Raw genomic sequence first — 23,360 nt, 5'->3', positions numbered from 1 at the left:
CCCTGCCTACCCGGGCCCTGGGGCACCCCCGCCTGAAATTCCCCAGACCCAGGCCCGGCCTTAGCGCGTACACGTCCACGATCCGTTGAAGTCCAGCCCGCGCCACGAGAGAGGCACCACATGTCTGACCCCATCAAGAAGGTCACTCTGCAGAACGGCAAGACGCGATACCGCTTCGTCATCGACGCCGGCCGCACGAGCGACGGGAAGCGCAAGCAGGTCACGATCACCTGCGACACGCTGAAGGAGGCCCGGAACGAGCTGGCGCGGATGCGTCACGAGCGTCGTACCGGCGAGTTGATCCTCCCCAGCAAGATGACCGTCGCGGAGCTGCTGGACGCCTACATGGAGCACAAGCGCGCCGACCTCGAGGAGTCCACACTCGTCGGCTACCGGAACGCGCTGGTGCACGTTTACGCCCAGCTGGGCCACATCCGCCTGCAGGAACTCACCGAGGAGCACTTGGAAGAGTTCGTTACGTGGCTCCTGACGGCCGCACGGCGACGCGGCGGCGCGGCGGGTACCGGTATCCGCCCGTCGACCGCTGACGGCGTCCTCGGGCGCCTGCGGGCCGCGCTGCGCCTGGCTGTGCGGCGGCGCCTGGTGGCACGGAACGTCGCCGAGTACGTAACCGTGCCGCGGATGGCCAGGAAGGCGGACCGGCGGAAGAACCAGCGGGCAAAGCCATGGACGCCGGCCGAGGTGCAGCGGTTCGTGGTCGGCATCCGGGAGGACCGGCTGTTCGCTCCCCTGCTGCTGGGCTTGATGGGGCTGCGCCCTGCTGAGGTGGCGGGCCTGCGCTGGTCGGACATCGACTTCGCCGCCGGCACGCTGAACGTGGCGAACACACGCACGATGATCGGGAACGCCCGGGTCCTGGAGAAGGACACCAAGAGCGAGGCCGGCGAGAGGACTCTCCCGCTGCCTGAGCCGGTCCGCCTGGCTCTACTGCAGTCCCAGGTGCTCCACGAGGCGGAGCGGGCCGCCATGGGGTCGTACTACCTCGAGTCGGGGTACGTGTTCGTCGACCTGCTGGGGCAGGCCATGAGCACTCGCCAGCTGCGGGAGCACGCGTACAGCCTCATGGCGCGGCTGGGGCTGCGGAAGGTGCGTCTGTACGACGCGCGGCACTCGTGCCTGACGTTCCTGGCGACGAACGGGGTCTCTGACACCATCCTCGCCGCTTGGGCCGGCCACACGAACGCGAGCTTCACGAAGCGCGTGTACGTCCACCCGACCGCTGCCGACATGGGCGAAGCGGTGGTCCATCTGAACGCTCTGCTTGGGGTCGGAGAACCGCCCGCGCAATGACCCCATGTGAGAATCTGTGAGATTTTTACTCTGCAATTCAAGATCAACATGCCTCTGAACAGGTATTTCATACCTAGCGGTAGGCCATGCTCCCCATCATAACGGCCTGTACGTCCTGTACATTTTTTACAGAAGGCCGAGGATGCCGGACCACGGAAGAGGTATGCCATGCACCGCCCTGCCGCCCGCTACGTCCTGCCGGAGTTCACGGAGCGCACGAGCACCGGGACCCGCACGCTCGATCCGTACTCCAAGCTGCTCGACGAGCGGATCGTCCTCCTGGGCACCGCCGTCGACGACACCGCGGCCAACGACGTCGTCGCCCAGCTGCTGCACCTCGAGTACGCGGCCCCCGACCAGGACATCTGCCTCTACATCAACTCCCCCGGCGGGCCCATCAGCGCCATGACCGCCATCTACGACACCCTCCAGGTGATCACCTGCGACATCGCGACCACCTGCATCGGGCAGGCCGCCTCCACCGCCGCCGTCCTGCTCGCCGCCGGTGCGCCCGGCAAGCGGATGGCCCTGCCCGGCGCCCGGATCGTCGTCCGGCAGCCGGCCGCCGACGAGCCGCTGCGCGGGCAGCCGTCCGACCTGGAGATCCACGCCGCGGAACTCCTGCGCCTGCGGGAGCAGATGGCGTCGATGCTGGTGCGGCACACCGGTCAGGACGCCGCCCGTGTCGCCGAGGACCTGGAGCGGGACAAGATCTTCGATGCGGCGGGGGCGAAGGCGTACGGGCTCGTCGACCATGTCGTCGGCAGCCGCCGGGCGGCCGCCGGCGCCCGGACCCGGTGATCCGCGGTGCTGCCTCCGGAACTCCCGCCGCTGCCCGCGCTGACCCGCGCCGAGGCGGAACTCGTCGACCGCTACCTGGAGGTGGTCGACCTGCTGGGCCGGATCAACCCCGCCCGCGCGACCCACACCTACGGCGCGCTGCGCGCCGCCCAGGCGCTGACCGGCCGGGCGGCCGCCCTGCGGGACGCGCTGACCCTGATGCACGTGCACGGCGAGAGCGAGGTGCACGCCGGCACGCTCGCCCGCGCGCTGCGGGTCCTGGACGGCGAACGCCGCGCGAACCGGGTGACGCTGCCGCCCCTTTCCACGAGCTGACGGTCAATCGGCTGCCGTCAACCGCCGAAGGGGGCACGCCGCCGCTACCCCGTTCGGTGGAGCGGGGGCAAAGTTGTCGGGTGCCGCAGGACTTGCGAGGCGGGACCACCGATTCGGACGAATCGACGGCTTCACCGCTGGTACGACCATGGTTCCGCAGCGGCCGCCGGGGGGTCTAACACCCCTCGCCACTCGAACAGATCAGTCGTGATCGGCTTCACAAAAGCCGTTTCAGCTCGGAAATCGGACACGCGTGGGCAAGGATCCGTGGCACGACAAGCCCCCGCCACCGCGGCGGGGCGGTCCGGGCGGACGCCGAGTCCTGCCGCCGTACCGGATGCCTGGTCGACAGAAGTGCATCGGCAGGAGTGGAGGGCCCAGCAGTACGGGGCGATCCGGTGATCCCGGACCGTCCCTCGGGGTGAAGCCGCTTCGGCGGCCGGGCGTCTTCGCCGGTCCGAACCCGACAGGTCACTCTTCACAGGCGGTATGACGAAGGGTTGCGCATGTCCGCGCAGTTGCACACTCCGTTCCTCCTGTCCCGTACCGGCCTCGTCTCGGCGCTCACCATCGCAGCCGTCGGCGGCACACTCCTCGCCCCCGGCGCCGCCCCCGAGGCGCACGCGGTCACCAGCCACGCGAGCAAGGCGCTCGACGTCGCGAAGTCGAAGAAGGGAGCGCCGTACCGCTACGGCGCCACCGGGCCCCACCGTTTCGACTGCTCCGGTCTGACGCTCTACTCGTACAAGCGCGCGGGCAAGAAGCTGCCGCGCACCGCGCAGCAGCAGTACAACCGCACCCGCCACGTCTCGGCGACCCAGAGAAAACGCGGGGATCTGGTGTTCTTCCATTCCGGCGGTTCGGTCTACCACGTGGGCATCTACGCCGGCAGCGGCCGGATCTGGCACTCCCCCAAGACGGGCGACGTGGTACGGCTGGCCAAGATCTGGTCGAAGAGCGTCTCCTACGGCCGCGTGCGCTGACGGCATCCCCGGTGTGGCCGGATCGTGCACGTCCGCTCGTCCGCTCGTCCGCACGTCGGGCGCGGGGGCCCTGACGTCATCCGGCCACGACGGCCGACCAGGGCAGGGTGACCCACACCGTCTTGCCGCCCTCCTCGGTGGCCGTCACGGTGAATCTGCCGCCGCGCTGTGCGGTGAGGGAGCGGACGATGACCATGCCCCGGCCGTTGTCCTGCCGGACCGCGGCGGGGAGCCGGCGCGGCCAGCGCGGGTGGCTGTCGGTGACGCCGATGCGCAGGACCTCGTCCCGTTCCAGCACGACGTCGACACGGAAGGTCGGTGACAGGCCGAAGGTGTGCTGCACCGCGTTGGTGGCGAGTTCGGAGACGATCAGGCGCACGGTGTCCGCGGTGTCGCTGTCGTCGGGCAGCCCCCAGGAGACGACGGCATCGGTCGCGAATCTGCGGGCGGACGACACCGAGGCCGGGTCGCTCGGCAGTGTGACGGATGCTTCCTGACGGTCTGCCATGGCGGCGCTGTCCCTTTCCCACCGGGCCGTGCCGCGACTCCCGGCGGATCAACGCGGCGCACGAGGACGGCCCCGGACTGTGCTTCGCCGCCAGCCTGCCATCTGTCACGGGGCCGGGGAACCGATCTGCCGAGATATCTGCGGATTGTCGCTCAAAACGGTGAACTCTGCTACGAGGGAGCGTATTTGAGGTCACTTCGGGCCGTGCTCGGCAACCGGGGACGCGTCCGCGGACTCCCCCTCAGAACGGGGGCGCGGTGTCCAGGACCGTCATGACGGCCGTGGTGATCTGGGCATCGGTCAGATCGGCACGGGCCGTCAGCCGGATCCGCGAGATCCCGTCCGGCACCGACGGCGGCCGGAAGCAGCCGACGACCAGCCCGGCGGCACGGCAGTCCGCGGCCCAGCGCAGCGCCGCGTCCGGGGAGGGCGCCCGTACGGAGACGACGGCCGCGTCGGGCCGCGCGGAGGTGAGGCCGGCGTCCGTCAGCCGCCGGTGCAGCTCGGCGGCGACCTCACGGGCGCGTGCCGCGAGGCCGGGTTCGCGTCGCACGACGCCCAGGGCGGCCAGCGCCCCGCCGGCCGCGGCCGGGGCGAGCCCGGTGTCGAAGATGAAGGTCCTGGCGGTGTTGACCAGGTGTTCGATGACACGGGCGGGCCCGAGGACCGCACCGCCCTGGCTGCCCAGGGACTTGGAGAGGGTCAGCGTGGCCACCACGCCGGGAGCGCCCGCGAGACCCGCGGCCGCCGGGGCGCCGCGGCCCCCSTCGCCGAGGACGCCGAGACCGTGGGCGTCGTCGACGAGCAGCGCCGCTCCCGCCTCCCGGCAGACGCCGGCGAGCGCGCCCAGCGGGGCCGCGTCGCCGTCCACGGAGAACACCGAGTCGGTGACGACCACGGCCCGGCGGCCGGGGTGGGCGTCGAGCGTCTTGCGCACGGCCTCCGGCGCGGCGTGCGGGACGACGGCCGTCTCGGCGCGGGCCAGGCGGCAGCCATCGACGATCGAGGCGTGGTTGGCGGCGTCGGAGACGACCAGCGCGTCGCGGGCGCCGAGCGCGGTGACGGCGGCGAGGTTCGCCGCGTAACCGGAGGAGAGGACGAGGGCCGCCTCGAAGCCGCAGAAAGCGGCCAGTTCGCGTTCCAGTTCGGTGTGGAGCTCGGTGGTCCCGGTGACCAGGCGCGAGCCGGTGGCTCCCGCCCCCCAGCGCCGCGCCGCCCCGGCGGCGGCCGCGGTGACCTCCGGGTGGCGGGTCAGGCCGAGATAGTCGTTGCTCGCCAGGTCCAGGGCCGTCGATCCGGCACTGCGGGGCCGCAGGGTGCGGACCAGCCCGAGGCGCTCACGGCGGCGCGCCTCCTCGTCGATCCAGTCGAAGGGATCCTGGGTGGCGTGCGGCATACGTGGTCCGGTCCTTTTGTAGGCAGCGGACAGACCCTAGCCCGGGACGGACCGGATGTGGATGTGGTCATCCACACACCTGTTTCGGGTGCCGTTGTCGAGTTCCTCCTTGGCCGCGCCCTGTGCCGTACGTCAGGATCAGCGCCATGGACCTGCTGAACACGCTGGTGGAGAAGGGGCTGCGGCGCGAGCTGCCGACCCGTGAAGAAGCGCTCGCCGTACTGGCGACCTCCGACGACGACCTGCTCGATGTGGTGGCCGCGGCCGGCAAGGTGCGCCGCCAGTGGTTCGGCCGCAGAGTCAAGCTCAACTACCTGGTCAACCTGAAGTCCGGCCTGTGCCCGGAGGACTGCTCGTACTGCTCGCAGCGCCTCGGGTCGAAGGCGGAGATCCTCAAGTACACCTGGCTGAAGCCGGACGAGGCGTCCCAGGCGGCCGCCGCCGGTGTGGCGGGCGGCGCGAAGCGGGTGTGCCTGGTGGCGAGCGGGCGCGGCCCGACGGACCGGGACGTGGACCGGGTGTCGAAGACCATCGAGGCGATCAAGGAGCAGAACGAGGGCGTCGAGGTGTGCGCCTGTCTCGGACTGCTCTCCGACGGCCAGGCGGAGCGGCTGCGCGACGCCGGCGCGGACGCCTACAACCACAACCTCAACACCTCGGAGTCCACCTACGGGGAGATCACCACCACGCACACCTACGCGGACCGCGTGGACACGGTGAACAAGGCGCATGCGGCCGGCCTGTCGGCCTGCTCGGGTCTGATCGCCGGCATGGGCGAGAGCGACGCGGACCTCGTGGACGTGGTCTTCTCGCTGCGCGAGCTGGACCCCGACTCGGTGCCGGTGAACTTCCTGATCCCGTTCGAGGGCACGCCGCTCGCCAAGGAGTGGAACCTCACCCCGCAGCGCGCGCTGCGGATCCTCGCGATGGTCCGGTTCGTCTGCCCCGACGTCGAGGTGCGGCTGGCCGGCGGCCGCGAGGTGCACCTGCGCTCGCTGCAGCCGCTGGCGCTGCACCTGGCCAACTCGATCTTCCTCGGGGACTACCTGACCAGCGAGGGCCAGGCCGGAAAGGCCGACCTGGAGATGATCGCGGACGCCGGTTTCGAGGTCGAGGGCAGCGACACGACCACCCTGCCGGAGCACCGGGCGGCGGGCGGCGGCTGCGGTTCGGTGTGCGGTGACGGCGGGGGCGGCTGCTCCGACGGGGCCGTAGGCGACGCCGGGCAGGACGCGGCGGAGCCGGCGCCCGCCGCCGCCCGGACGGACCTGGTCGCGGTGCGCCGCCGCGGCGCGGGCACGGACCTCGCGCCCAATGCCTGAGTACTCCGCGGGCGAGCTGCTGGCCCTGGACCGGGCACACGTCTGGCATCCGTACGGCCCGATGCCGGGCCGCACGGACCCGCTGGTCGTGCGGTCCGCCTCCGGGGTGCGGCTGCGGCTCGCCGAGGAGACCGAGGGCAGGAGCGAGCTGATCGACGGCATGTCCTCGTGGTGGTCGGCCGTGCACGGCTACAACCACCCGGTGCTCAACGAGGCGGCGACCGCGCAGCTGGGACGGATGAGCCATGTGATGTTCGGCGGGCTCACCCATGAGCCGGCCGTGCGGCTGGCCGCACGGCTCGTCGAGATCACTCCGGAGCCGCTGCGCCATGTCTTCCTGTGCGACTCGGGGTCGGTGTCGGTCGAGGTCGCGGTCAAGATGTGCCTCCAGTACTGGCGTTCGCTGGGCCGCCCGGCCAAGCGGCGGATGCTGACCTGGCGCGGCGGGTACCACGGCGACACCTGGCAGCCGATGTCGGTGTGCGACCCGGAGGGCGGGATGCACGGGCTGTGGCAGGGCGTGCTGCCCGAGCAGGTCTTCGCCCCCGCGCCGCCCGCCGCCTTCGAGGAGTCCTACGCCGGCGGGCTGCGCGATCTGATCGCGCGGCACGCGGACGAGCTGGCCGCCGTGATCGTGGAACCGGTCGTGCAGGGCGCGGGCGGTATGCGCTTCCACTCGCCCGAGTACCTGCGGGTGCTGCGCGAGGCCTGCGACGAGCACGACGTGCTGCTGGTCTTCGACGAGATCGCCACCGGCTTCGGCCGGACCGGAGAGCTCTTCGCGGCCGGGCACGCGGGTGTCGCGCCGGACGTGATGTGCCTGGGCAAGGCGCTGACCGGCGGCTATCTGACGATGGCGGCGACGCTGTGCACGGCGCGGGTGGCGGACGGCATCTCGCGGGGCGAGGTGCCGGTGCTGGCCCACGGCCCGACCTTCATGGGCAACCCGCTGGCCGCTGCCGTGGCCTGCGCCTCCGTCGACCTCCTGCTGGAGCGGGACTGGCGCCAGGAGGTCAAGCGTCTGGAGACCGGCCTGCGCGAGGGGCTGGCCCCGGCGCGCGAACTGCCCGGGGTACGGGAGGTCCGGGTCCTGGGCGGCATCGGCGTGGTCCAGCTGGACCACCCCGCCGACATGGCGGCGGCGACCCGCGCGGCCGTGCGCGAGGGGGTCTGGCTGCGGCCGTTCCGTGACCTCGTGTACGTGATGCCGCCCTACGTCACCGGCGCGGAGGACCTGGCGACGGTGTGCCGGGGGGTTGTCGCGGCCGCGGCCGCGGGATGAGGCGGCTCCGGGTGTCCCGGGGCGGGGGCGTTCGGGTGGCGTGGTCGCCGCGGGGTGCGGGCCGGTGGGTGCGGCACCGCGCTGCGGGCGGTGTCCTCGAGAGCCGGACGGGGCGCGGGGCCGGTCGGTGCGACGCCGCGCCGGGTGCGGTGGCACAGACGCCGGGCGGGCTACGGAGCCCAGGTGCGGGCCGGTAGGTGCGGCGCCGCGCTGCGCGCGGTGTCCTCGAGCGCCGGACGGGCTGGAGCACACGAGGTCGGCCCGGTCATGGCAGGAGCGACGAACGAGCGACAGGGAGGTGCGGCATGGCAGTGATCGTGGTGACGGGTACGGGGACGGAGATCGGCAAGACCGTGGTGACGGCGGCGGTGGCCGCCGTGGCCGCGGCCGCGGGACGGTCCGTCGCCGTGCTGAAGCCTGCGCAGACCGGTGTCGCGCCGGGCGAGCCGGGGGACGTCGCCGAGGTGGTCCGGCTGGCCGGCGGGGTCACCGCGGTCGAGCTGGCGCGCTTCCCGGAGCCGTTGGCACCCGCGACGGCCGCGCGGCGCGCGGGGCTCGCCCCGGTGGGGCCGGAACGGATCGCCGAGGCGGCCGGCGAGCTGGCCGCCGATCATGATCTGGTGCTGGTCGAGGGTGCGGGCGGGCTGCTGGTGCGGTTCGACGACACGGGAGCCACGCTCGCCGACGCCGCCGCGCTGCTCGGCGCGCCGGTGCTCGTCGTCACGCCGGCCGGGCTGGGCACCCTCAACACGGCCGCGCTGACGGGCGAGGCCCTGCGCGCCAGGGGGCTCGCCCAGCTGGGCGTGGTGATCGGCAGCTGGCCCGCGGAGCCGGATCTCGCCGCGCTGTGCAACAGGTCGGACCTGCCGCCGGCCGCCGGCGCCCCGCTCCTGGGGGCCGTGCCCGAGGGCGCGGGCGCCCTCACCCCCGAGGCGTTCCGGTCGGCGGCGGCCGGATGGCTCGCGCCGCCGCTCGGCGGCCGGATGGACACCGAGGCCTGGGCGGCTGCGGCCCACTGACCGCACACCGCCGCATGCCGGACGCGCCGGGGGCGCACGGACCTCGTGCGCCGCGGCGCGGGCGTCCGCGGGGCCGACCCCGCGATCCCCGGCGGGCGCAACACGACGGCCCCGGCGCGTCGCCGGATCGCCCGGCTGCCCCCGGTACGAGGCCGGCCTTCCGCCTTGCGACGCCCCGCGTCCGGCGCCGCACGCCGTTCCCCCGGGGGTTGCGGGGCAGCCCGTAGGCTGACGCCATGCGCGCACGGATCGACGAGATCGTCTTCGACTGCCACGACCCGGCACTGCTGGTCCGGTTCTGGGCGGCGCTGCTCGGTGGTGAGGCGGTGGACCGCGGGGAGGACTGGTCGTACGTGGATCCGCCGGACTCCGTGCGGGTCGCCTTCCAGAAGGTGCCCGAGAAGAAGGCGGCGAAGAACCGGCTGCACCTCGATCTGCACGCGGGTGACGTGGACGCGGCCGCCGACGAGGCCGTGCGGCTCGGCGCCTCGCGGATCGGGGCGGTCGTCACCGACGACCACGGCAGGTTCCAGGTGCTCGCCGACCCGGAGGGCAACGAGTTCTGCTTCGTGGCGGGTACGTCCGGCGCCTGAGCCGCGGTCGTACCGTGGTCACCGAGGAGGTCGAGCATGGCGCGCGCACCGAAGGCGTCCGGGGACGCCGTCCACCATCCCCTGTTCGCCCGCTTCTACGCGCGGATGAGCGTCCAGGCGGACGTCCGCGCGGGCATCGCCGCGTACCGCGCCGAGCTGCTGGCGGGGCTGTCCGGCGAGGTCGTCGAGGTCGGCGCGGGAAACGGCCTGAACTTCGCCCGCTACCCGGCCGCGGTCTCCCGGGTCCTGGCCGTCGAACCGGAGCGCACCCTGCGCGAGGCGGCGCACGAGGCGGCGGGCCGGGCCGGTGTGCCGGTGGAGGTGGTGCCGGGCACGGCGGAGGCGCTGCCCGCCGGGGACGGGACGTTCGACGCGGCGGTGGTCTCCCTGGTGCTGTGCACCGTGCGGGACCTGCCGCGTTCCCTGGCGGAGATCCACCGGGTGCTACGGCCCGGCGGTGAGCTGCGGTTCTTCGAGCACGGCCTCGCGCCCACCCCTGGTGCGGCCCGCGTCCAGCGCGCTCTGGACCGTACGGTGTGGCCCCGGTTGTTCGGCGGGTGTCACACGGCGCGGGACACCCTCGCCGCGATCGAGGCGGCCGGCTTCGAGCTCGGGGCGTACCGGCGGCTGCGGGTTCCGGAAGGGGGCGTACGGCTGCCGACCTCGCCGTGCGTCATCGGCGTCGCGCGGCGGCCCTCCGTCGCGTGACCGTGCTCGGCCCCACCGCTGCCCGCCGGCGGGTGCTACGGCCCGGCGGTGAGCTGCGGTTCTTCGAGCACGGCCTCGCGCCCACCCCTGGTGCGGCCCGCGTCCAGCGCGCTCTGGACCGTACGGTGTGGCCCCGGTTGTTCGGCGGGTGTCACACGGCGCGGGACACCCTCGCCGCGATCGAGGCGGCCGGCTTCGAGCTCGGGGCGTACCGGCGGCTGCGGGTTCCGGAAGGGGGCGTACGGCTGCCGACCTCGCCGTGCGTCATCGGCGTCGCGCGGCGGCCCTCCGTCGCGTGACCGTGCTCGGCCCCACCGCTGCCCGCCGGCGCCTGACCGTGCTCGGCGGCACCACTGCCCGCCGGCGGGTGACCGCGTTCAGCCGCACCACTGCCGCAGTGCGTCGGCGACGGCGTGCACGTCGGCCTTGCCCTCCTTGACCAGACGGGCGAGATCGCGCACCTGCTCCGGGGAGGTGTCGACCTTCAGGCCGGAGGCGACGAGATAGCCGTAGGCGACGGCGGACGCGAACATCGCGTTCGAGTGCTCCAGCGCCGGTACGTGCAGCAGCAGTTGGAGCAGGGCGGCCGCCCTGGTGTGCGGGTCCTGGTAGACGGGCGTGCCGAAGATCTCCGCGTCGTGGCGGCCGACGGCGGCCACCAGCGCACCCCAGTCGGTCACCTGCGGGTCGCCGGGAGTGCGGTGTTCGGCGACCATGAGCAGCCAGGCGAGGTCGATGGAGAGCGTCAACGCCGCTCGCCGAACTCCTCGGCGAAGACCGCCTCGTACTCCTTCATGAAGTCGGCCGCCGCGTCCACGAAGGTACGGCCCGCCTCGCCCGCGTCCTGCTTGACGAGTTCCTCGATGTAGCGGTTCACGCTCATGCCGCGGGCGAGCGCCCGCTGCCGGGCGGCTTCCGCGGTGGTCTCGTCGACCCGTACGTTCAGCTGTGTCTTGGCCACCCCTCAACGCTAGCGCCGGACCGCTAGCACCCGCAAGACGCCGGGATGCGACGGCCGCCGTCCCGCCCGGCGGAACTCGGTGGCGCGCGGTTCCCCGCGCGTGCTTGGCTCGCGATCATGACCGATCTGCTCATACGCCCCGCCACCCCGGCCGACGCGGAGGCCGTCCTGGCCTTCTGGACCCTCGCGGCGGAGGGGACGAGCATCACGGACGACATCGACGGCGTCACCCGGCTCGTCGGCCGGGACCCGCAGGCGCTGATCCTCGCCGAGCAAGGCGGGCTGCTGGTCGGCACGGTGATCGCCGGGTACGACGGGTGGCGCTGCTCGCTCTACCGGCTGGCCGTCCTCCCCTCGCACCGGCGCCGGGGCATCTCCACCGCCCTGCTGGAGGCGGCCGAGCGGCGCTTCGCGGCGGTGGGCGGGCGGCGTGCCGACGCGATGGTGCTGGAGGCGAACGAACGCGCCCATCACGCCTGGTCGGCGGCCGGCTTCCAGCGCCAGGACCACTGGCGGCGCTGGGTGAAGCCCGTCTCCTGACCGCCCCGGCCCCTTGGTTTGCCGCTCCTTTACGATGGGTGGATTGTCGGCCTCCCGTACGAAAGGTGTGAGCGTCCGCCCATGGGCGAGCCTCCCAGTAGCAGACATCGCGCGACCGTCCTCCTCCTGTCCGATCATGGGACGGAGGTGAACCGATGACCGAAGTACTCCTGCTCGCCGTGGCGGTGCTGCTCTCGCTGGCCTGCGGTGTCTTCGTCGCGGCAGAGTTCTCCCTCACCACCGTCGAGCGCAGCGAGCTCGAACGCGCCGCCGAAAGGGGCGAGCGCGGCGCGGCCGGCGCCCTGAAGGCCGTCCGCAGCCTCACGTTCCAGCTCTCCGGCGCCCAGCTCGGCATCACCGTGACGAACCTCGTCGTCGGCATGCTCTCCGAGCCCTCCATCGCCGCGCTCATCGGCGGGCCGCTGGAGGACCTCGGTCTCTCCCCCTCCGTCGCCTCGTCGGTGGCGCTGGTCATCGGCACCGCGCTGTCCACCATCGTGCTGATGGTGGTGGGCGAACTCGTGCCCAAGAACTGGGCCATCTCGTCGCCGCTGGCGGTGGCGAAGGTGGTCGCACCGTCGCAGCGGGTCTTCACCGCCGCGTTCCGGCCGCTGATCGGGCACCTCAACAGCACCGCCAACCGGATCGTGACCCGGCTCGGGCTGGAGCCCACCGAGGAGCTGGCGTCCGCGCGCAGCCCCAAGGAACTGGTGGCCCTCGCCCGGCACTCGGCGAAGGCCGGGGCCCTGGAGGCGGACACGGCCGAGCTCTTCGTCCGCACCCTGAACCTCGCGGAGCTCACCGCGGAGAACGTGATGACGCCCCGGGTCCAGGTGATGGCCCTCGACGTGTCGGCGACCGCCGAGGACGTCGCGAACGCGACCCGGGCGACCGGACTGTCCCGCTTCCCCGTGTACCGGGGCAGCCTCGACACGGTCGTGGGCATCGCGCACATCAAGGACGTGCTGACGGTCCCCGCGGACGAGCGGCCGCGCCGGCGGGTGTCGGACCTGCTGCGCGAGCCGGTGCTCGTCCCGGAGACGCTGACGGTGGACCGGCTGCTCGACCGGCTGTCGGGCCGGTCGACGATGGCCGTGGTGATCGACGAGTACGGCGGCACCGCCGGGGTCGTCACGCTGGAGGACATCGTCGAGGAGGTCGTCGGCGAGGTGCGGGACGAGCACGACCCGCACGAGACGCCCGACCTGGCGCGGGCCGGCGAGGACGCCGACGGGCGCCGGCTCTGGTCGGCGGACGGCGCCGCCCGCACCGACCAGCTCGCCACGATCGGCCTGGACGTCCCGGACGGTCCGTACGAGACGCTGGCCGGTGTCGTCGCCACCGAGCTGGGGCGCATCCCCGCCGAGGGGGACCGCCTCGACATCGCGGGCTGGCGCCTCGACGTGGTCGACGCCGCCGGGCGGCGGGCCGCCCGGGTCCTGATGCACGCACCGCTCGCCGGTGACGGCGCCGAGGACGGCAATCTCACCGAGGAGGCCGGACGATGACCGGGATCCAGTTGTTCATCGGCCTGCTGACCCTGGTCGTCAACGCCTTCTTCGTCGGCGCAGAGTTCGCGCTGATCTCCGTGCGCCGCAGCCAGATCGAACCGGAGGCGCAGGCGGGCAACCGCCGCGCCCGCAGTGTGCTGTGGGCCCTCGAACACGTGTCGGCGCTGCTGGCCGCCGCGCAGCTGGGCATCACGCTGTGCACCCTGGTGCTCGGCATCGTGGCCGAGCCGGCCATCGCCCACCTGCTGGAGCCGGTGTTCGACGCGATCGGCGTGCCGCACGGAATGGTGCACCCGATCTCGTTCGTCATCGCCCTGGCGCTCGCCACCTACCTGCACATGCTGCTCGGCGAGATGGTCCCGAAGAACATCGCGCTCGCGGAGCCGGTGCGCTCGGCGCTGCTGCTCGGCCCGCCCCTGGTGGCGCTGGCCCGGGCCCTGCGCCCGGTGATCTTCACGGTCAACGCACTGGCGAACGGTCTGCTGAAGCTGCTGCGGGTGGAGCCCAAGGACGAGGTCTCGGCCACGTTCTCGGACGACGAGCTCGCCTCCCTCGTCCAGGACTCCGGCGAGGCCGGGCTCCTCGACGACCGCTCGGCGGAACGGCTGCGCGACGCGCTGGAGCTGGGCCGCCGCCCGGTGCGCGACGTGGTGATGCCGGTCGAGCGGGTCGTGTACGCGAAGGCCGGGACCACGCCGGAGCAGTTGGAGCAGCTGTCGGTGGAGTCCGGGTTCTCGCGCTTCCCGGTGATCGACACCGGGCGGCGGATCCTCGGCTACCTGCATGTGAAGGACGCCCTGGACGCCACCCCGCGCGACCTGCCGTTCCCCGTGACGGCGCTGCGCCCGATCGCCCGGGTGCGGGCGACGACCCCGCTGGACGACGTGCTCACGGCGATGCGTCGCAGCCGGACGCACCTCGCCGCCGTCCTCGACGAGGAGGGCCGGCCGGAGGGTCTGGTGACGATGGAGGACATCCTGCGCGAGCTGGTCGGCCGCCCCTCGCGCTGATCCGCTGTGCACGGGCCCGGCCCCGGTGCACCGCCGCCACGGCGGTGCACCGGGGCCGGACTCGTCCCCCGGCCGTGCCGGCCCGGGATCGGTCCCCCCGACGGGCCGGGGGGCCGCCTTTCTCCCCGATCCGGGCCGTGGGCGCGGCGGACCGCCGCCGATGCGAGGTGTGCCGGTGTGCCGGGGCCCCGAGCAGGCCCGCGGGCGGGTCGGGACGCCGCAGGTGTGCGCAGGGCCCCGGGGGCGGGTCAGAAGGCCGTGGCCGTGAGCCACCCCGTCAGCACGGCCGGGTCGCCGGTCACGGTCAGCCGCCGGTCCTCGGGGCCGCGGCGGCCGTGGACGAAGAGCAGCAGGTCGGCGGCGGTTCCGGACACCGCCGCCGAGGACGGGGCCGGGCAGACGGGCTGACCGGTCCGGGTCCAGGAGAAGCCGCCGGGCCCGAAGGAGAGGGTCCAGGCCGCACCCGTGTCGCGGGCCGTGAGGCGGACGGTCCCCGCCGGGAGGGCGGCCACCGGTCCGGCCAGACGCGCCAGGTGCGGCAGGTTCTCCAGGAACTCCTCGATCCCGTCGGCCGCCGTGCCCGCCGCTATGTCCGGTTCTTGTCCCAGGGAGAGTTCCGCGTCGGCGAGGTGCACGACCGCCTCGAACAGCAGGCGCCGCGCGTATCCGGCCACCCGCTGGTCGGCTCCGTACGACCAGACCGGGGTGTCCGGGTCCACCTTGCGCAGGACCGCGAGCGAGAGGTCGGCCGCCTCGGCCGTCCAGTTCGGGAGCGCGGCCGGGTCCTCGGGGAGGCCGAGCGGCACGTCCCGGGCCCACACCGGCTCCGACGCCCGCACCTGCACCACGTGGGCCGCCCAGCGGTGGGTCGTGCCGAGGTGCCGCACGAGGTCGGCGAAGGTCCACCCGGGGCAGGTCGTCACGGGGGTGGCCGGGTCCACGTCGCCGACCACCGCGGTGAACCGGCGCACCAGGTGCTCGATGGCCGCGCAGTACAGCTCGTGCTGGTCGTCGTCGAGGCCGAAGCTCTCCGGCAGGCGCTGCAGTTCGTCGCGCCAGGGCCCGGCGGGATGCCGGTCGGCCGCCCGCCGCAGGAGCCGCCCGAGGCTCTGGCGGTCCGCGGGGGACAGCCTGTCGAGGAGCGCGCCGGTGCTCTCCAGCCACGTCACGGCGGTGTCCGGGTCGAGTGTCTCGTCGTCGCAGGTGTCGATCGTGGCCACCACCTCCGCCAGCGCTTCCGCCAGCGTGTTCAGCAGGGCATCGCTCACTGATTGCTCCCCTCCCGGTACGGAACCGAGGGACCTTACCGCGCGGTACGATCGCTGCGCCATGGAGATGAATGCCAACTACACCAGTTTTGTCGCGGTCGGTGACTCGTTCACCGAGGGCATGTCGGACCTTCTCCCCGACGGGAGCTACCGCGGCTGGGCCGATCTGCTCGCCGCCCGGCTGGCCGCCCGCACCCCGGACTTCGCCTACGCCAACCTCGCCGTGCGCGGCAAGCTCATCGGCCAGATCGTCGAGGAGCAGGTCGGCGTCGCCGCCGCCATGCGCGCCGACGTGGTCACCCTGGTCGGCGGCCTGAACGACACTCTGCGCCCCTCGTGCGACATGGGGAGGGTGCGCGGGCTGCTGGACCAGGCCGTGGAGACGCTCGCCCCCTCCTGCGGAACGCTGGTGCTCATGCGCTCCCCCGGCCGCAACGGACCGGTGATGCAGCGCTTCCGGCCGCGGATGGAGGAGCTGTTCGCGCACATCGACACCCTCGCCGCCCGGCACGGCGCACTCGTCGTGGACCTGTACGGCGCCGAGGTGCTCGGCGACCAGCGGATGTGGGACGTCGACCGGCTCCACCTCACGGCCGAGGGGCACCGCAGGGTCGCCGAGGCGGTGTGGCAGAGCCTCGGGCTCGCGGCCGAGGACGACTGGCGGGCGCCCCTGCCGCCGGCGACGGTGCCCGGTTGGGCCGTGCGCCGGGCCGCGGACCTGCGCTTCGCCCGCCGGCACCTCGGGCCGTGGATCGGGCGCCGGCTCACCGGCCGGTCGTCCGGCGACGGCCGGCCCGCCAAGCGCCCCGAGCTCGCGCCGTACGAGGCGGCAGCGGCGGCGGCCGAGCGGGACGGGAGCCTGCCGGGCCCCGGGACGGCACCCGCGGACCGTTCGTAGCAACGCACAACCGGGGCCATGGCGCTGGCCTGCAGAAACCACCAGTAGAATCCGGACACGTGACTGCTGTGTCTGCGAAGCCTCGCATCCCCAATGTCCTGGCCGGCCGCTACGCCTCCGCGGAGCTCGCCGTCCTCTGGTCCCCCGAGGAGAAGGTCCGCCTCGAGCGCCGGCTCTGGCTCGCGGTGCTGCGCGCCCAGAAGGACCTCGGGATCGACGTCCCGGACGCGGCGCTCGACGACTACGAGCGGGTGCTCGACGAGGTCGACCTCGCGTCGATCTCCGAGCGCGAGAAGGTCACCCGCCATGACGTGAAGGCCCGCATCGAGGAGTTCAACGCCCTCGCCGGGCACGAGCACGTGCACAAGGGCATGACCTCCCGGGACCTGACGGAGAACGTCGAGCAGCTCCAGATCCGGCTCTCCCTGGAGCTGGTGCGCGACCGCACGGTGGCCGTGCTGGCGCGCCTCGGCAAGCTGTCGGGCGAGTACGCCGAGCTCGTCATGGCCGGCCGCTCGCACAACGTCGCCGCGCAGGCCACCACCCTCGGCAAGCGCTTCGCGACGGCCGCCGACGAGCTGCTCGTCGCCCACGCCCGGCTGGAGGACCTCCTCGGCCGGTACCCGCTGCGCGGGATCAAGGGCCCGGTCGGCACCGCGCAGGACATGCTCGACCTGCTCGGTGGCGACGCCTCGAAGCTGGCCGACCTGGAGCGGCGCATCGCGGGCCATCTCGGCTTCGGGCAGGCCCTCACCTCGGTGGGCCAGGTCTACCCGCGCTCCCTCGACTACGACGTCGTCTCCGCGCTGGTGCAGCTCGCCGCCGCGCCGTCGTCCGTCGCGAAGACGATCCGGCTGATGGCCGGCCACGAGCTGGTGACCGAGGGCTTCAAGCCCGGCCAGGTCGGCTCGTCCGCCATGCCCCACAAGATGAACACGCGCTCCTGCGAGCGGGTCAACGGCCTGATGGTCATCCTGCGCGGCTACGCCTCGATGACCGGCGAGCTGGCGGGCGACCAGTGGAACGAGGGCGACGTCTCCTGCTCGGTGGTCCGGCGCGTGGCGCTCCCGGACGCGTTCTTCGCCCTGGACGGACTGCTGGAGACCTTCCTGACCGTGCTCGACGAGTTCGGCGCGTTCCCCGCGGTCGTCGCACGTGAGCTCGACCGCTACCTGCCGTTCCTCGCGACCACCAAGGTGCTGATGGGCGCGGTGCGCGCCGGTGTCGGCCGTGAGGTCGCCCACGAGGCCATCAAGGAGCACGCGGTCGCGTCGGCCCTGGCGATGCGCGAGCAGGGCGCGGAGCGCAACGAGCTGCTCGGCAAGCTGGCCGACGACGAGCGGATCCCGCTGGACCGGGCGCAGCTCGACGCGCTGATGGCGGACAAGCTGTCGTTCACCGGCGGTGCCGCCGGGCAGGTCGCCGCCGTCGTCTCCCGGATCGAGGAGATCGTGAAGCAGCACCCGCAGGCGGCGCTCTACACGCCGGGAGCGATCCTCTGACGAGGCTCACCCGGGCCGAACTGGAGGCCGCCCGCGACCGCCTGGTGCCGGACGTGGTGGCGGACGGCCTGCGGGTGCTGTTCTGCGGGATCAACCCCGGTCTGACGACGGCGGCGACCGGCCACCACTTCGCCCGGCCCGGCAACCGCTTCTGGCCCGTGCTGCACCTGTCCGGTTTCACTCCCCGGCTGCTGGAACCGGCGGAGCAGGACCAGTTGCCGGCGCTCGGGCTCGGCATCACCAACGTGGTGGCCCGGGCGACGGCCCGCGCCGACGAACTGACCGCGGAGGAGTACCGGGAGGGCGGCCGGCTGCTCACCGCGAAGGTGGAGCGGCTGCGGCCGCGGTGGCTGGCGGTCGTCGGCATCACCGCGTACCGCACGGCCTTCGGCGAGCGGGCCGCCGCGGTCGGGCCGCAGGACCGCCGCATCGGCGGCACCCGGATCTGGGTGCTGCCCAATCCGAGCGGGCTGAACGCGCACTGGACGGTACGGACGATGGCCGACGCCTACGCGGAACTGCGCCTGGCGGCGGAGGAGTCCGGCGGCGCGGAGCGGCGGCGCTGACAGCAGGGGGCGCCGGTGGCCGGCGCGTGCCGGAAAGGGCGTTCGCCGGTCAGGGCGGGTCCGTCCCGGTGACCGCGACCAGGAGCTCCCAGCGGTCCTCGCCGGCGGGGGCGGCGCCCACGGCTATCCACTGATCCGCCACGCGCCACAGCCGGACCTCCCCCGCCCGGTGGCTCAGCTCCTCCCACGGCGGCGGCACCGGCTCGCCCGCGGCCCCGGAGAACGACACCGACCACAGGCTCACGTGCTGCGGCGCGCCCCAGCGCACCGCGAGGGCCGCGGCCAGGGCCTCGTACTCCGCCCTGCACTGCGCCTCGCTCTCCCCGGGGGACGGCTCCCGCCCGTCGTCCCCCGCGCCGTCCGCCGGGAACCGGGCGAGGTGGTACCCGGGGCCGGCGGATCCGGACGGCGAGGGCCCGGGCACGTCCGGGAAGGCCCGGCCGCGCAGCAGGTCTATCTCGGCGAGATGCCGTGCGGTGGTCATGGACCCAGTAAACCGGCCCCCTACGACAATTGGCGGTCCGTCAGGTCCGGGAGCGGCGGCGGCCGGCCCCGGCGCCCGCCGTCCGGCACGGGGCAGCCGGGCCCGCCGCGTCCGCACCCAGCCGCCCGAGCGGTCCGGCGCCGGGTGCGGGGCCCGCCCGGGGCGGGTACGCGCACCCCCGCCGCACCGAGTACGATCCGGCCAAGACGCGCTCGAACTGGGAGGACACACAGTGGGGCGGCTGACCGGCGGAGATCCTTCCCTGTTGCGGCGTATCAACTCCGCGGTGGTGCTCCACTCCCTGCGGGGCGCGGACTCCCCCACCCTGACCGACCTGACCCGCATCACGGGTCTGTCGCGCCCCACGGTCGAGGGCGTGGTCGAGGGGCTCGTCGAGGCCGGGCTGGTCGTGGAGAGCGTCCCCGAGGAGGGCGAGGCGCGCCGCCAGGGCCGGCCCGCGCGCCGCTACCGCTTCCGCGCCGAGGCGGGCCATCTGCTGGGTGTCGAGATCGGCGCCCACCGGATCGCCGCCCTGCTCTCCGGCCTGGACGGCCGGATCATCGGGGCCGGCTCCCGGTCGGTGTCGGAGACGGCGAGCGCGGACGACCGCCTGGAGCGTGTGCGGTCCGTGGTGGCCGACGTGCTGCGCCGCACCGGAGTGGCCCGCAGCAGTCTGCGGGCGGTGGGCGTCGGCTCGCCGGGGATCGTGGAGGCCGACGGCACGGTACGGCTGTCGACGGCCCTGCCGGGGTGGACCGGACTGCCGCTCGGGGAGCGTCTGAGCCGCTCGTTCCGCTGCCCGGTGCTGGTCGAGAACGACGCGAACGCCGCGGCCGTCGCCGAGCACTGGAAGGGCGCCGCGCGGGATTCGGACGACATCGTCTTCGTGCTCGCCGGACTCAGCCCGGGGGCGGGCTCGCTGATCGGCGGGCGGTGGCCGTGCCCTCCACCGCGAACAGCTGCTCCTCCACATGGTCCAGGGCCACCCGCAGCGCCCCCGTGGCCACCGCGGCCTCGCCCAGCATCGACAGGGCCACCTGCGGCGGCCGCAGACAGTAGCGCACCGGGGGTTCGGGGGCGCGGCAGGGGAGATCGGGGCGCTGCACCTGCTGGGGCGCGAGGTGACGCCGGAGACGCTGCTGTCGACGACGGACGAACCGCTGCACCCGCTCGACGAGCAGGCGGTGGCCGAGGTGTTCGCCCTGGCCAAGGACGGCGACGCGCAGGCACGGGAGGCGGTGGACCGGTACAACCAGCGGCTGGTGCACGACGTGGCGGCCCTCGTGCTGGCGCTCGACCCGGAGCTGGTCGTCATCGGCGGCTGGGCGGCCGGCCTCGACGGTGTACTGGAGCCGCTGCGCGCCCAGTTGTCCCGCTACTGTCTGCGGCCGCCGCAGGTGGCCCTGTCGATGCTGGGCGAGGCCGCGGTGGCCACGGGGGCGCTGCGGGTGGCCCTGGACCATGTGGAGGAGCAGCTGTTCGCGGTGGAGGGCACGGCCACCGCCCGCCGCTGAGGCCGGCCCCGAGGGCGTGACGCGAAAGCAGCGCCGTCCGCCCGCCAGGGGCACGGCGGCATCCGGTGCGTGTCCCCGCGAGGCGGAGGGGCGTCCCCGTACCCGCGGCACTCGGGCGATCCCGACAGCACGACGAGGGTGTGCCGGGTGTCGCGGGGCAGACGGGACGTTCGTGACACGCCGCGGGACGGGCGAAGGCCCGCCCGGTGCACCCGGGCGGGCCTTCGCGTCGCCGTCCCGTCAGGAGGCCCGGCGCCGGTCGTCGTCGTGGCTGATCTCCAGGCCGCCCTGGGCGCCGAAAGTCAGCCGGCAGGTGTCGGCGCGGTAGGTCGCCGCCGAGACCGCCGCGGTGCGGCCGCCGGAGAAGTAGCGGGTGGTGACCACGAGGACGGGCGCCCCGGGCAGCCGGTCCAGCTCCTTGGCGTCGACGGCGCCCGCCGAGCCGAGCTCCACGGCGCGGTCCTGGCCCTCCAGTTCGAGGCGCGCGAGTTCGCGCAGCACGCTGCGGGCGAGCGCGGGGCCGGAGGGGGCGTCTATCCCGGAGAGGTCGGGCACCGACGACGACGGCACGTAGAGGAGTTCGGCGGCGACGGACTGGCCGTGGCCCACGCGTACCCGGCGGACCACGTGGGTCTCCTCGCCGGCCTCGCTGTCGAGGAGACGGGCGACGGCCGGGGGCGGCACGGCACGGGTGCACTCGGTGGGCTGCCAGGCGTCGGACGCCACGCCCGGCCAGTCGTACGGCGACGCCGAGACGTCCACGCCCACGCGCGGGGGCGCGACGGTGGTGCCGACGCCGCGGCGCCGCTGGAGGCGGCCCTCGAGTTCGAGCTGCTCCAGCGCCTGGCGCAGCGTGGCGCGGGCGACACCGAAACGGGCGGCCAGATCCCGTTCGTTGGGCAGGATCTCGCCGACCGTGAACTCGGAGTCGAGTGCTTCGGCCAAGACGGTCTTGAGGTGCCAGTACTTAGGCTCCGGCACCGTGTCGAGCTGCGTGGTCCCCACCCTGTCCTCCGCAATCGCCGTGTCCCCGGCGGCTTTCCGCGCCCTTGTTTATTAAAGGTTCCTGCACTAACCCTGCGACCATAGAACCGGCCTCCTGCTTGGTCAAGACCAATCATGCGGTCGTCACGCTGTGAAGCCGTCCGGCGTCGCAGTGCGTTCATGAGGTTGTCGTACCTCTGCCACCGGTGCGTCGGAACGTCACGAGACCCCGCGCCGGGCGGGCGGCGCGGGGTCTCGTGACGTGGCGGACCGGGCGGGTCAGGGCGCCCCGGGGACGGTCAGGCCGGTGAGCTTGTCCGGGTTGCGGACGATGTAGACGCGGGAGATGCGCCCGTCCACGGCCTCCACCTGGAGGAGGCTGTCCGGACGGCCGTCCACCAGGACCAGCAGCGCGGGAGCGCCGTTGGCCTCGACGGGCCGCGCCTCGACGCGTCCGAGCTGTTCCCGGCTGACGGCGAGGAGGAACCGGCCGACCTTGTCCGCGGTGCGGATCACGCGCAGCGGCGCCTTGGACTTGCCGCCGCTGTCGCCGACCAGGGCGACGTCGGGCGCGAGGAGCGAGAGGAGCTGCGCCAGGTCCCCGCCCGCGGCCGCGGTCAGGAAGCGTTCGGTCAGGTCGCGGCACTGGGCCGGGTCCACGTCGTAGCGGTGCCTGCGCTCCTCGACGTGCCGGCGTGCGCGGCCCGCGAGCTGACGCACCGCCGCCTCGGACTTCTCCAGGGTGGCGGCGATCTCGCCGTACGGGAAGCCGAATGCCTCGCGGAGCACGAACACGGCCCGCTCCAGCGGGGAGAGCGTCTCCAGGACGACGAGCACGGCGAGGGACACCGAGTCGGCGAGGACCGCGCGTTCGGCGGTGTCGGGGACCTCGGGGCCGAAGTCGGTGACGATCGGCTCGGGCAGCCAGGGGCCGACGTAGGACTCGCGGCGCGAGCCGATGTGGCGGAGCCGGTCGACGGCGAGGCGGGTGGTGACGCGGACGAGGTAGCCCCGGGGTTCGCGCACGTCCTCGCGGTCGGCGGCGGACCAGCGCAGCCACGCCTCCTGCACCACGTCCTCGGCGTCGGCGACCCTGCCGAGCATGCGGTAGGCGACGCCGGTCAGGACGGGCCGGTGCGCTTCGAAGACGTCGGTCACGGTGTCGGTTGCCACCCCTTCATCCCAGCCGACCCGCTCGTCGGTGTCCAGCGGACGGGGGTGCGGCGCGCGGCACATCCGAAGGGGCCCGCCGGACTCTTGAACAGCGGGCTACCGGACGGTAATTGTTACTGACAGACCGTCCAGCAATCAGGGAGCAGCAGGCACATGGCCGAAGAGATCTCGTTCTCCGTCACCACCGGCCGGGGCAGCGGTCCGCTGACTCTGGGCTACGAGCGCAGGGGCGGCGGCGAGCCTCTGCTCCTGCTGCACGGCATCGGCCACCACTGGCAGGCATGGCAGCCGGTGCTGGAGATCCTCGCCGCCGAGCGCGACGTCATAGCCGTCGACCTGCCGGGCTTCGGCTCCTCGCGGCCGCTGCCGGACGGGCTCCCGTACGACCTGCCCACCATCGCGGCGGCGCTCGACACGTTCTGCCGGGAGATCGGGGTGGAGCGCCCGCATGTCGCGGGCAACTCGCTCGGCGGCCTGCTGGCGCTCGAACTCGGGCGCCAGGAGCTCGTCAGGTCCGTCACCGCCCTGTCGCCCGCGGGCTTCTGGTCGGAGCGCGAGCGGGTGTACGCGTTCACCACCCTGCGGGCGATGCGGCTGGCTGCCCGTTCGATGCCGCAGCCGGTGATCGAGCGGCTGTCGCGTACCACGGCGGGCCGGGCGGTGCTGGTGAGCTCCATCTACGCGCGGCCCGGGCGCCGTTCGCCCGCGGCG

Annotated in this window: 25 protein-coding genes, 3 pseudogenes and 1 riboswitch; of the genes and pseudogenes, 19 read left to right on the top strand and 9 right to left on the bottom strand. The window is 73.6% G+C overall.

What is annotated here, in order from left to right; genetic code table 11:
- Window positions 1-120: 120 nt before the first annotated feature.
- The 4 genes from xerC (at window position 121) to EAO77_RS27430 (ending at window position 3,410) form a co-directional block, all read left to right on the top strand.
- A complete protein-coding gene (xerC, locus tag EAO77_RS27445; protein WP_147990930.1) occupies window positions 121-1,311 on the top strand; it encodes a tyrosine recombinase XerC in 1,191 nt (396 codons plus the stop codon).
- Window positions 1,312-1,479: 168 nt separating this feature from the next.
- Window positions 1,480-2,112 (top strand): ATP-dependent Clp protease proteolytic subunit, encoded by a 633-nt coding sequence (locus tag EAO77_RS27440; protein WP_147990929.1) that lies wholly within the window; start codon window positions 1,480-1,482, stop codon window positions 2,110-2,112.
- Between the two features lie 6 nt (window positions 2,113-2,118).
- Window positions 2,119-2,427, top strand: a complete 309-nt coding sequence (locus EAO77_RS27435) for a hypothetical protein (protein ID WP_147990928.1) — start codon at window positions 2,119-2,121, stop codon at window positions 2,425-2,427.
- 328 nt (window positions 2,428-2,755) lie between these two features.
- A riboswitch (cyclic di-AMP (ydaO/yuaA leader) is annotated at window positions 2,756-2,929 on the top strand.
- 4 nt (window positions 2,930-2,933) lie between these two features.
- Window positions 2,934-3,410, top strand: coding sequence for a C40 family peptidase (locus EAO77_RS27430; protein WP_147990927.1), 477 nt, complete (start codon window positions 2,934-2,936; stop codon window positions 3,408-3,410).
- A 76-nt stretch (window positions 3,411-3,486) separates the two neighbouring features.
- Here the strand turns inward: EAO77_RS27430 and EAO77_RS27425 are convergent, their stop codons facing one another.
- Together EAO77_RS27425 and EAO77_RS27420 are read right to left on the bottom strand one after the other, a co-directional pair.
- The gene (locus EAO77_RS27425; RefSeq protein ID WP_147990926.1) at window positions 3,487-3,918 is read right to left on the bottom strand and encodes an ATP-binding protein; all 432 of its coding nucleotides are present in this window, start codon (window positions 3,916-3,918) and stop codon (window positions 3,487-3,489) included.
- 241 nt (window positions 3,919-4,159) lie between these two features.
- Entirely contained in the window at window positions 4,160-5,314 is a 1,155-nt protein-coding gene (locus EAO77_RS27420) for an 8-amino-7-oxononanoate synthase (RefSeq protein WP_147990925.1), read from the bottom strand.
- A 146-nt stretch (window positions 5,315-5,460) separates the two neighbouring features.
- Between EAO77_RS27420 and bioB the strand changes: the two genes are divergently transcribed.
- From bioB to EAO77_RS27390, 6 genes and pseudogenes are all read left to right on the top strand, one after another.
- Entirely contained in the window at window positions 5,461-6,636 is a 1,176-nt protein-coding gene (gene bioB, locus EAO77_RS27415) for a biotin synthase BioB (RefSeq protein WP_147990924.1), read from the top strand.
- Complete coding sequence (locus EAO77_RS27410) at window positions 6,629-7,918, top strand: adenosylmethionine--8-amino-7-oxononanoate transaminase (protein ID WP_147990923.1); 1,290 nt, start codon at window positions 6,629-6,631, stop codon at window positions 7,916-7,918. The genes bioB and EAO77_RS27410 overlap by 8 nt, the downstream gene beginning before the upstream one ends.
- Before the next feature lie 305 nt (window positions 7,919-8,223).
- Entirely contained in the window at window positions 8,224-8,937 is a 714-nt protein-coding gene (bioD, locus tag EAO77_RS27405; RefSeq protein ID WP_147990922.1) for a dethiobiotin synthase, read from the top strand.
- Between the two features lie 236 nt (window positions 8,938-9,173).
- On the top strand, window positions 9,174-9,530 hold the full coding sequence (locus EAO77_RS27400; protein ID WP_147990921.1) for a VOC family protein: 357 nt from the start codon (window positions 9,174-9,176) through the stop codon (window positions 9,528-9,530).
- Window positions 9,531-9,566: 36 nt separating this feature from the next.
- Window positions 9,567-10,238, top strand: a complete 672-nt coding sequence (locus tag EAO77_RS27395; protein ID WP_147990920.1) for a class I SAM-dependent methyltransferase — start codon at window positions 9,567-9,569, stop codon at window positions 10,236-10,238.
- A 26-nt stretch (window positions 10,239-10,264) separates the two neighbouring features.
- Window positions 10,265-10,537 (top strand): annotated as a pseudogene (locus EAO77_RS27390) (SAM-dependent methyltransferase); the annotation flags it as partial.
- Window positions 10,538-10,615: 78 nt separating this feature from the next.
- On the opposite strand, the gene EAO77_RS27385 reads toward EAO77_RS27390, so the two are convergent.
- Window positions 10,616-10,987: a fic family toxin-antitoxin system, toxin component gene (locus tag EAO77_RS27385; RefSeq protein ID WP_147990919.1), complete on the bottom strand. Its 372-nt coding sequence runs from the start codon at window positions 10,985-10,987 to the stop codon at window positions 10,616-10,618.
- Window positions 10,984-11,199, bottom strand: a complete 216-nt coding sequence (locus EAO77_RS27380; RefSeq protein ID WP_147990918.1) for an antitoxin — start codon at window positions 11,197-11,199, stop codon at window positions 10,984-10,986. The genes EAO77_RS27385 and EAO77_RS27380 overlap by 4 nt, the downstream gene beginning before the upstream one ends.
- 117 nt (window positions 11,200-11,316) lie before the next feature.
- On the opposite strand from EAO77_RS27380, the gene EAO77_RS27375 reads away from it, so the two are divergent.
- The 3 genes from EAO77_RS27375 (at window position 11,317) to EAO77_RS27365 (ending at window position 14,260) form a co-directional block, all read left to right on the top strand.
- Window positions 11,317-11,739 (top strand): GNAT family N-acetyltransferase, encoded by a 423-nt coding sequence (locus EAO77_RS27375; RefSeq protein WP_147990917.1) that lies wholly within the window; start codon window positions 11,317-11,319, stop codon window positions 11,737-11,739.
- A gap of 155 nt (window positions 11,740-11,894) precedes the next feature.
- On the top strand, window positions 11,895-13,247 hold the full coding sequence (locus EAO77_RS27370) for a hemolysin family protein (protein ID WP_147990916.1): 1,353 nt from the start codon (window positions 11,895-11,897) through the stop codon (window positions 13,245-13,247).
- A complete protein-coding gene (locus EAO77_RS27365) occupies window positions 13,244-14,260 on the top strand; it encodes a hemolysin family protein (RefSeq protein WP_147990915.1) in 1,017 nt (338 codons plus the stop codon). The genes EAO77_RS27370 and EAO77_RS27365 overlap by 4 nt, the downstream gene beginning before the upstream one ends.
- A gap of 248 nt (window positions 14,261-14,508) precedes the next feature.
- Here the strand turns inward: EAO77_RS27365 and EAO77_RS27360 are convergent, their stop codons facing one another.
- Window positions 14,509-15,528 carry a maleylpyruvate isomerase family mycothiol-dependent enzyme gene (locus EAO77_RS27360; RefSeq protein WP_147990914.1) on the bottom strand — a complete coding sequence of 340 codons (1,020 nt, stop codon included), beginning with the start codon at window positions 15,526-15,528 and terminating at the stop codon, window positions 14,509-14,511.
- Window positions 15,529-15,589: 61 nt separating this feature from the next.
- Here EAO77_RS27360 and EAO77_RS27355 point away from each other — a divergent pair, with 61 nt between their 5' ends.
- Genes EAO77_RS27355 through mug form a run of 3 tightly spaced genes read left to right on the top strand, consistent with a single transcriptional unit; the run spans window position 15,590 to window position 18,494 of the window.
- Window positions 15,590-16,426, top strand: coding sequence for an SGNH/GDSL hydrolase family protein (locus EAO77_RS27355; RefSeq protein ID WP_147990913.1), 837 nt, complete (start codon window positions 15,590-15,592; stop codon window positions 16,424-16,426).
- Between the two features lie 59 nt (window positions 16,427-16,485).
- Window positions 16,486-17,928: an adenylosuccinate lyase gene (gene purB / locus EAO77_RS27350; protein ID WP_187283417.1), complete on the top strand. Its 1,443-nt coding sequence runs from the start codon at window positions 16,486-16,488 to the stop codon at window positions 17,926-17,928.
- On the top strand, window positions 17,925-18,494 hold the full coding sequence (gene mug / locus EAO77_RS27345) for a G/U mismatch-specific DNA glycosylase (RefSeq protein WP_147990912.1): 570 nt from the start codon (window positions 17,925-17,927) through the stop codon (window positions 18,492-18,494). Before purB ends, mug begins: the two co-directional genes overlap by 4 nt.
- A 49-nt stretch (window positions 18,495-18,543) precedes the next feature.
- On the opposite strand, the gene EAO77_RS27340 is transcribed toward mug, so the two are convergent.
- Window positions 18,544-18,978 (bottom strand): hypothetical protein, encoded by a 435-nt coding sequence (locus tag EAO77_RS27340; RefSeq protein WP_147990911.1) that lies wholly within the window; start codon window positions 18,976-18,978, stop codon window positions 18,544-18,546.
- Between the two features lie 232 nt (window positions 18,979-19,210).
- Between EAO77_RS27340 and EAO77_RS41100 the strand changes: the two are divergent.
- Window positions 19,211-19,912, top strand: a pseudogene (locus EAO77_RS41100) (ROK family transcriptional regulator); the annotation flags it as partial.
- Here EAO77_RS41100 and EAO77_RS41095 read toward each other — a convergent pair.
- Window positions 19,878-20,042 (bottom strand): hypothetical protein, encoded by a 165-nt coding sequence (locus tag EAO77_RS41095; RefSeq protein WP_187283435.1) that lies wholly within the window; start codon window positions 20,040-20,042, stop codon window positions 19,878-19,880. The pseudogene EAO77_RS41100 and the gene EAO77_RS41095 sit on opposite strands and share 35 nt — an antisense overlap.
- Between EAO77_RS41095 and EAO77_RS41090 the strand changes: the two are divergent.
- Window positions 20,037-20,492, top strand: a pseudogene (locus EAO77_RS41090) (ROK family protein); the annotation flags it as partial. The gene EAO77_RS41095 and the pseudogene EAO77_RS41090 sit on opposite strands and share 6 nt — an antisense overlap.
- A 240-nt stretch (window positions 20,493-20,732) precedes the next feature.
- Here the strand turns inward: EAO77_RS41090 and EAO77_RS27325 are convergent.
- Window positions 20,733-21,497, bottom strand: coding sequence for a GntR family transcriptional regulator (locus tag EAO77_RS27325; RefSeq protein WP_147990910.1), 765 nt, complete (start codon window positions 21,495-21,497; stop codon window positions 20,733-20,735).
- A 258-nt stretch (window positions 21,498-21,755) separates the two neighbouring features.
- Complete coding sequence (locus EAO77_RS27320; protein ID WP_147990909.1) at window positions 21,756-22,649, bottom strand: RNA polymerase sigma-70 factor; 894 nt, start codon at window positions 22,647-22,649, stop codon at window positions 21,756-21,758.
- Window positions 22,650-22,802: 153 nt separating this feature from the next.
- Here EAO77_RS27320 and EAO77_RS27315 point away from each other — a divergent pair.
- On the top strand, window positions 22,803-23,360 hold a 558-nt coding region (locus tag EAO77_RS27315; RefSeq protein WP_147991055.1), incomplete at its 3' end, for an alpha/beta hydrolase.

Source organism: Streptomyces sp. T39, assembly GCF_008042045.1.
Lineage (GTDB): Bacteria > Actinomycetota > Actinomycetes > Streptomycetales > Streptomycetaceae > Streptomyces.
The sequence above is the reverse complement of the archived record's forward strand: the minus strand, read 5'-3'. Positions and strand labels throughout refer to the sequence as shown.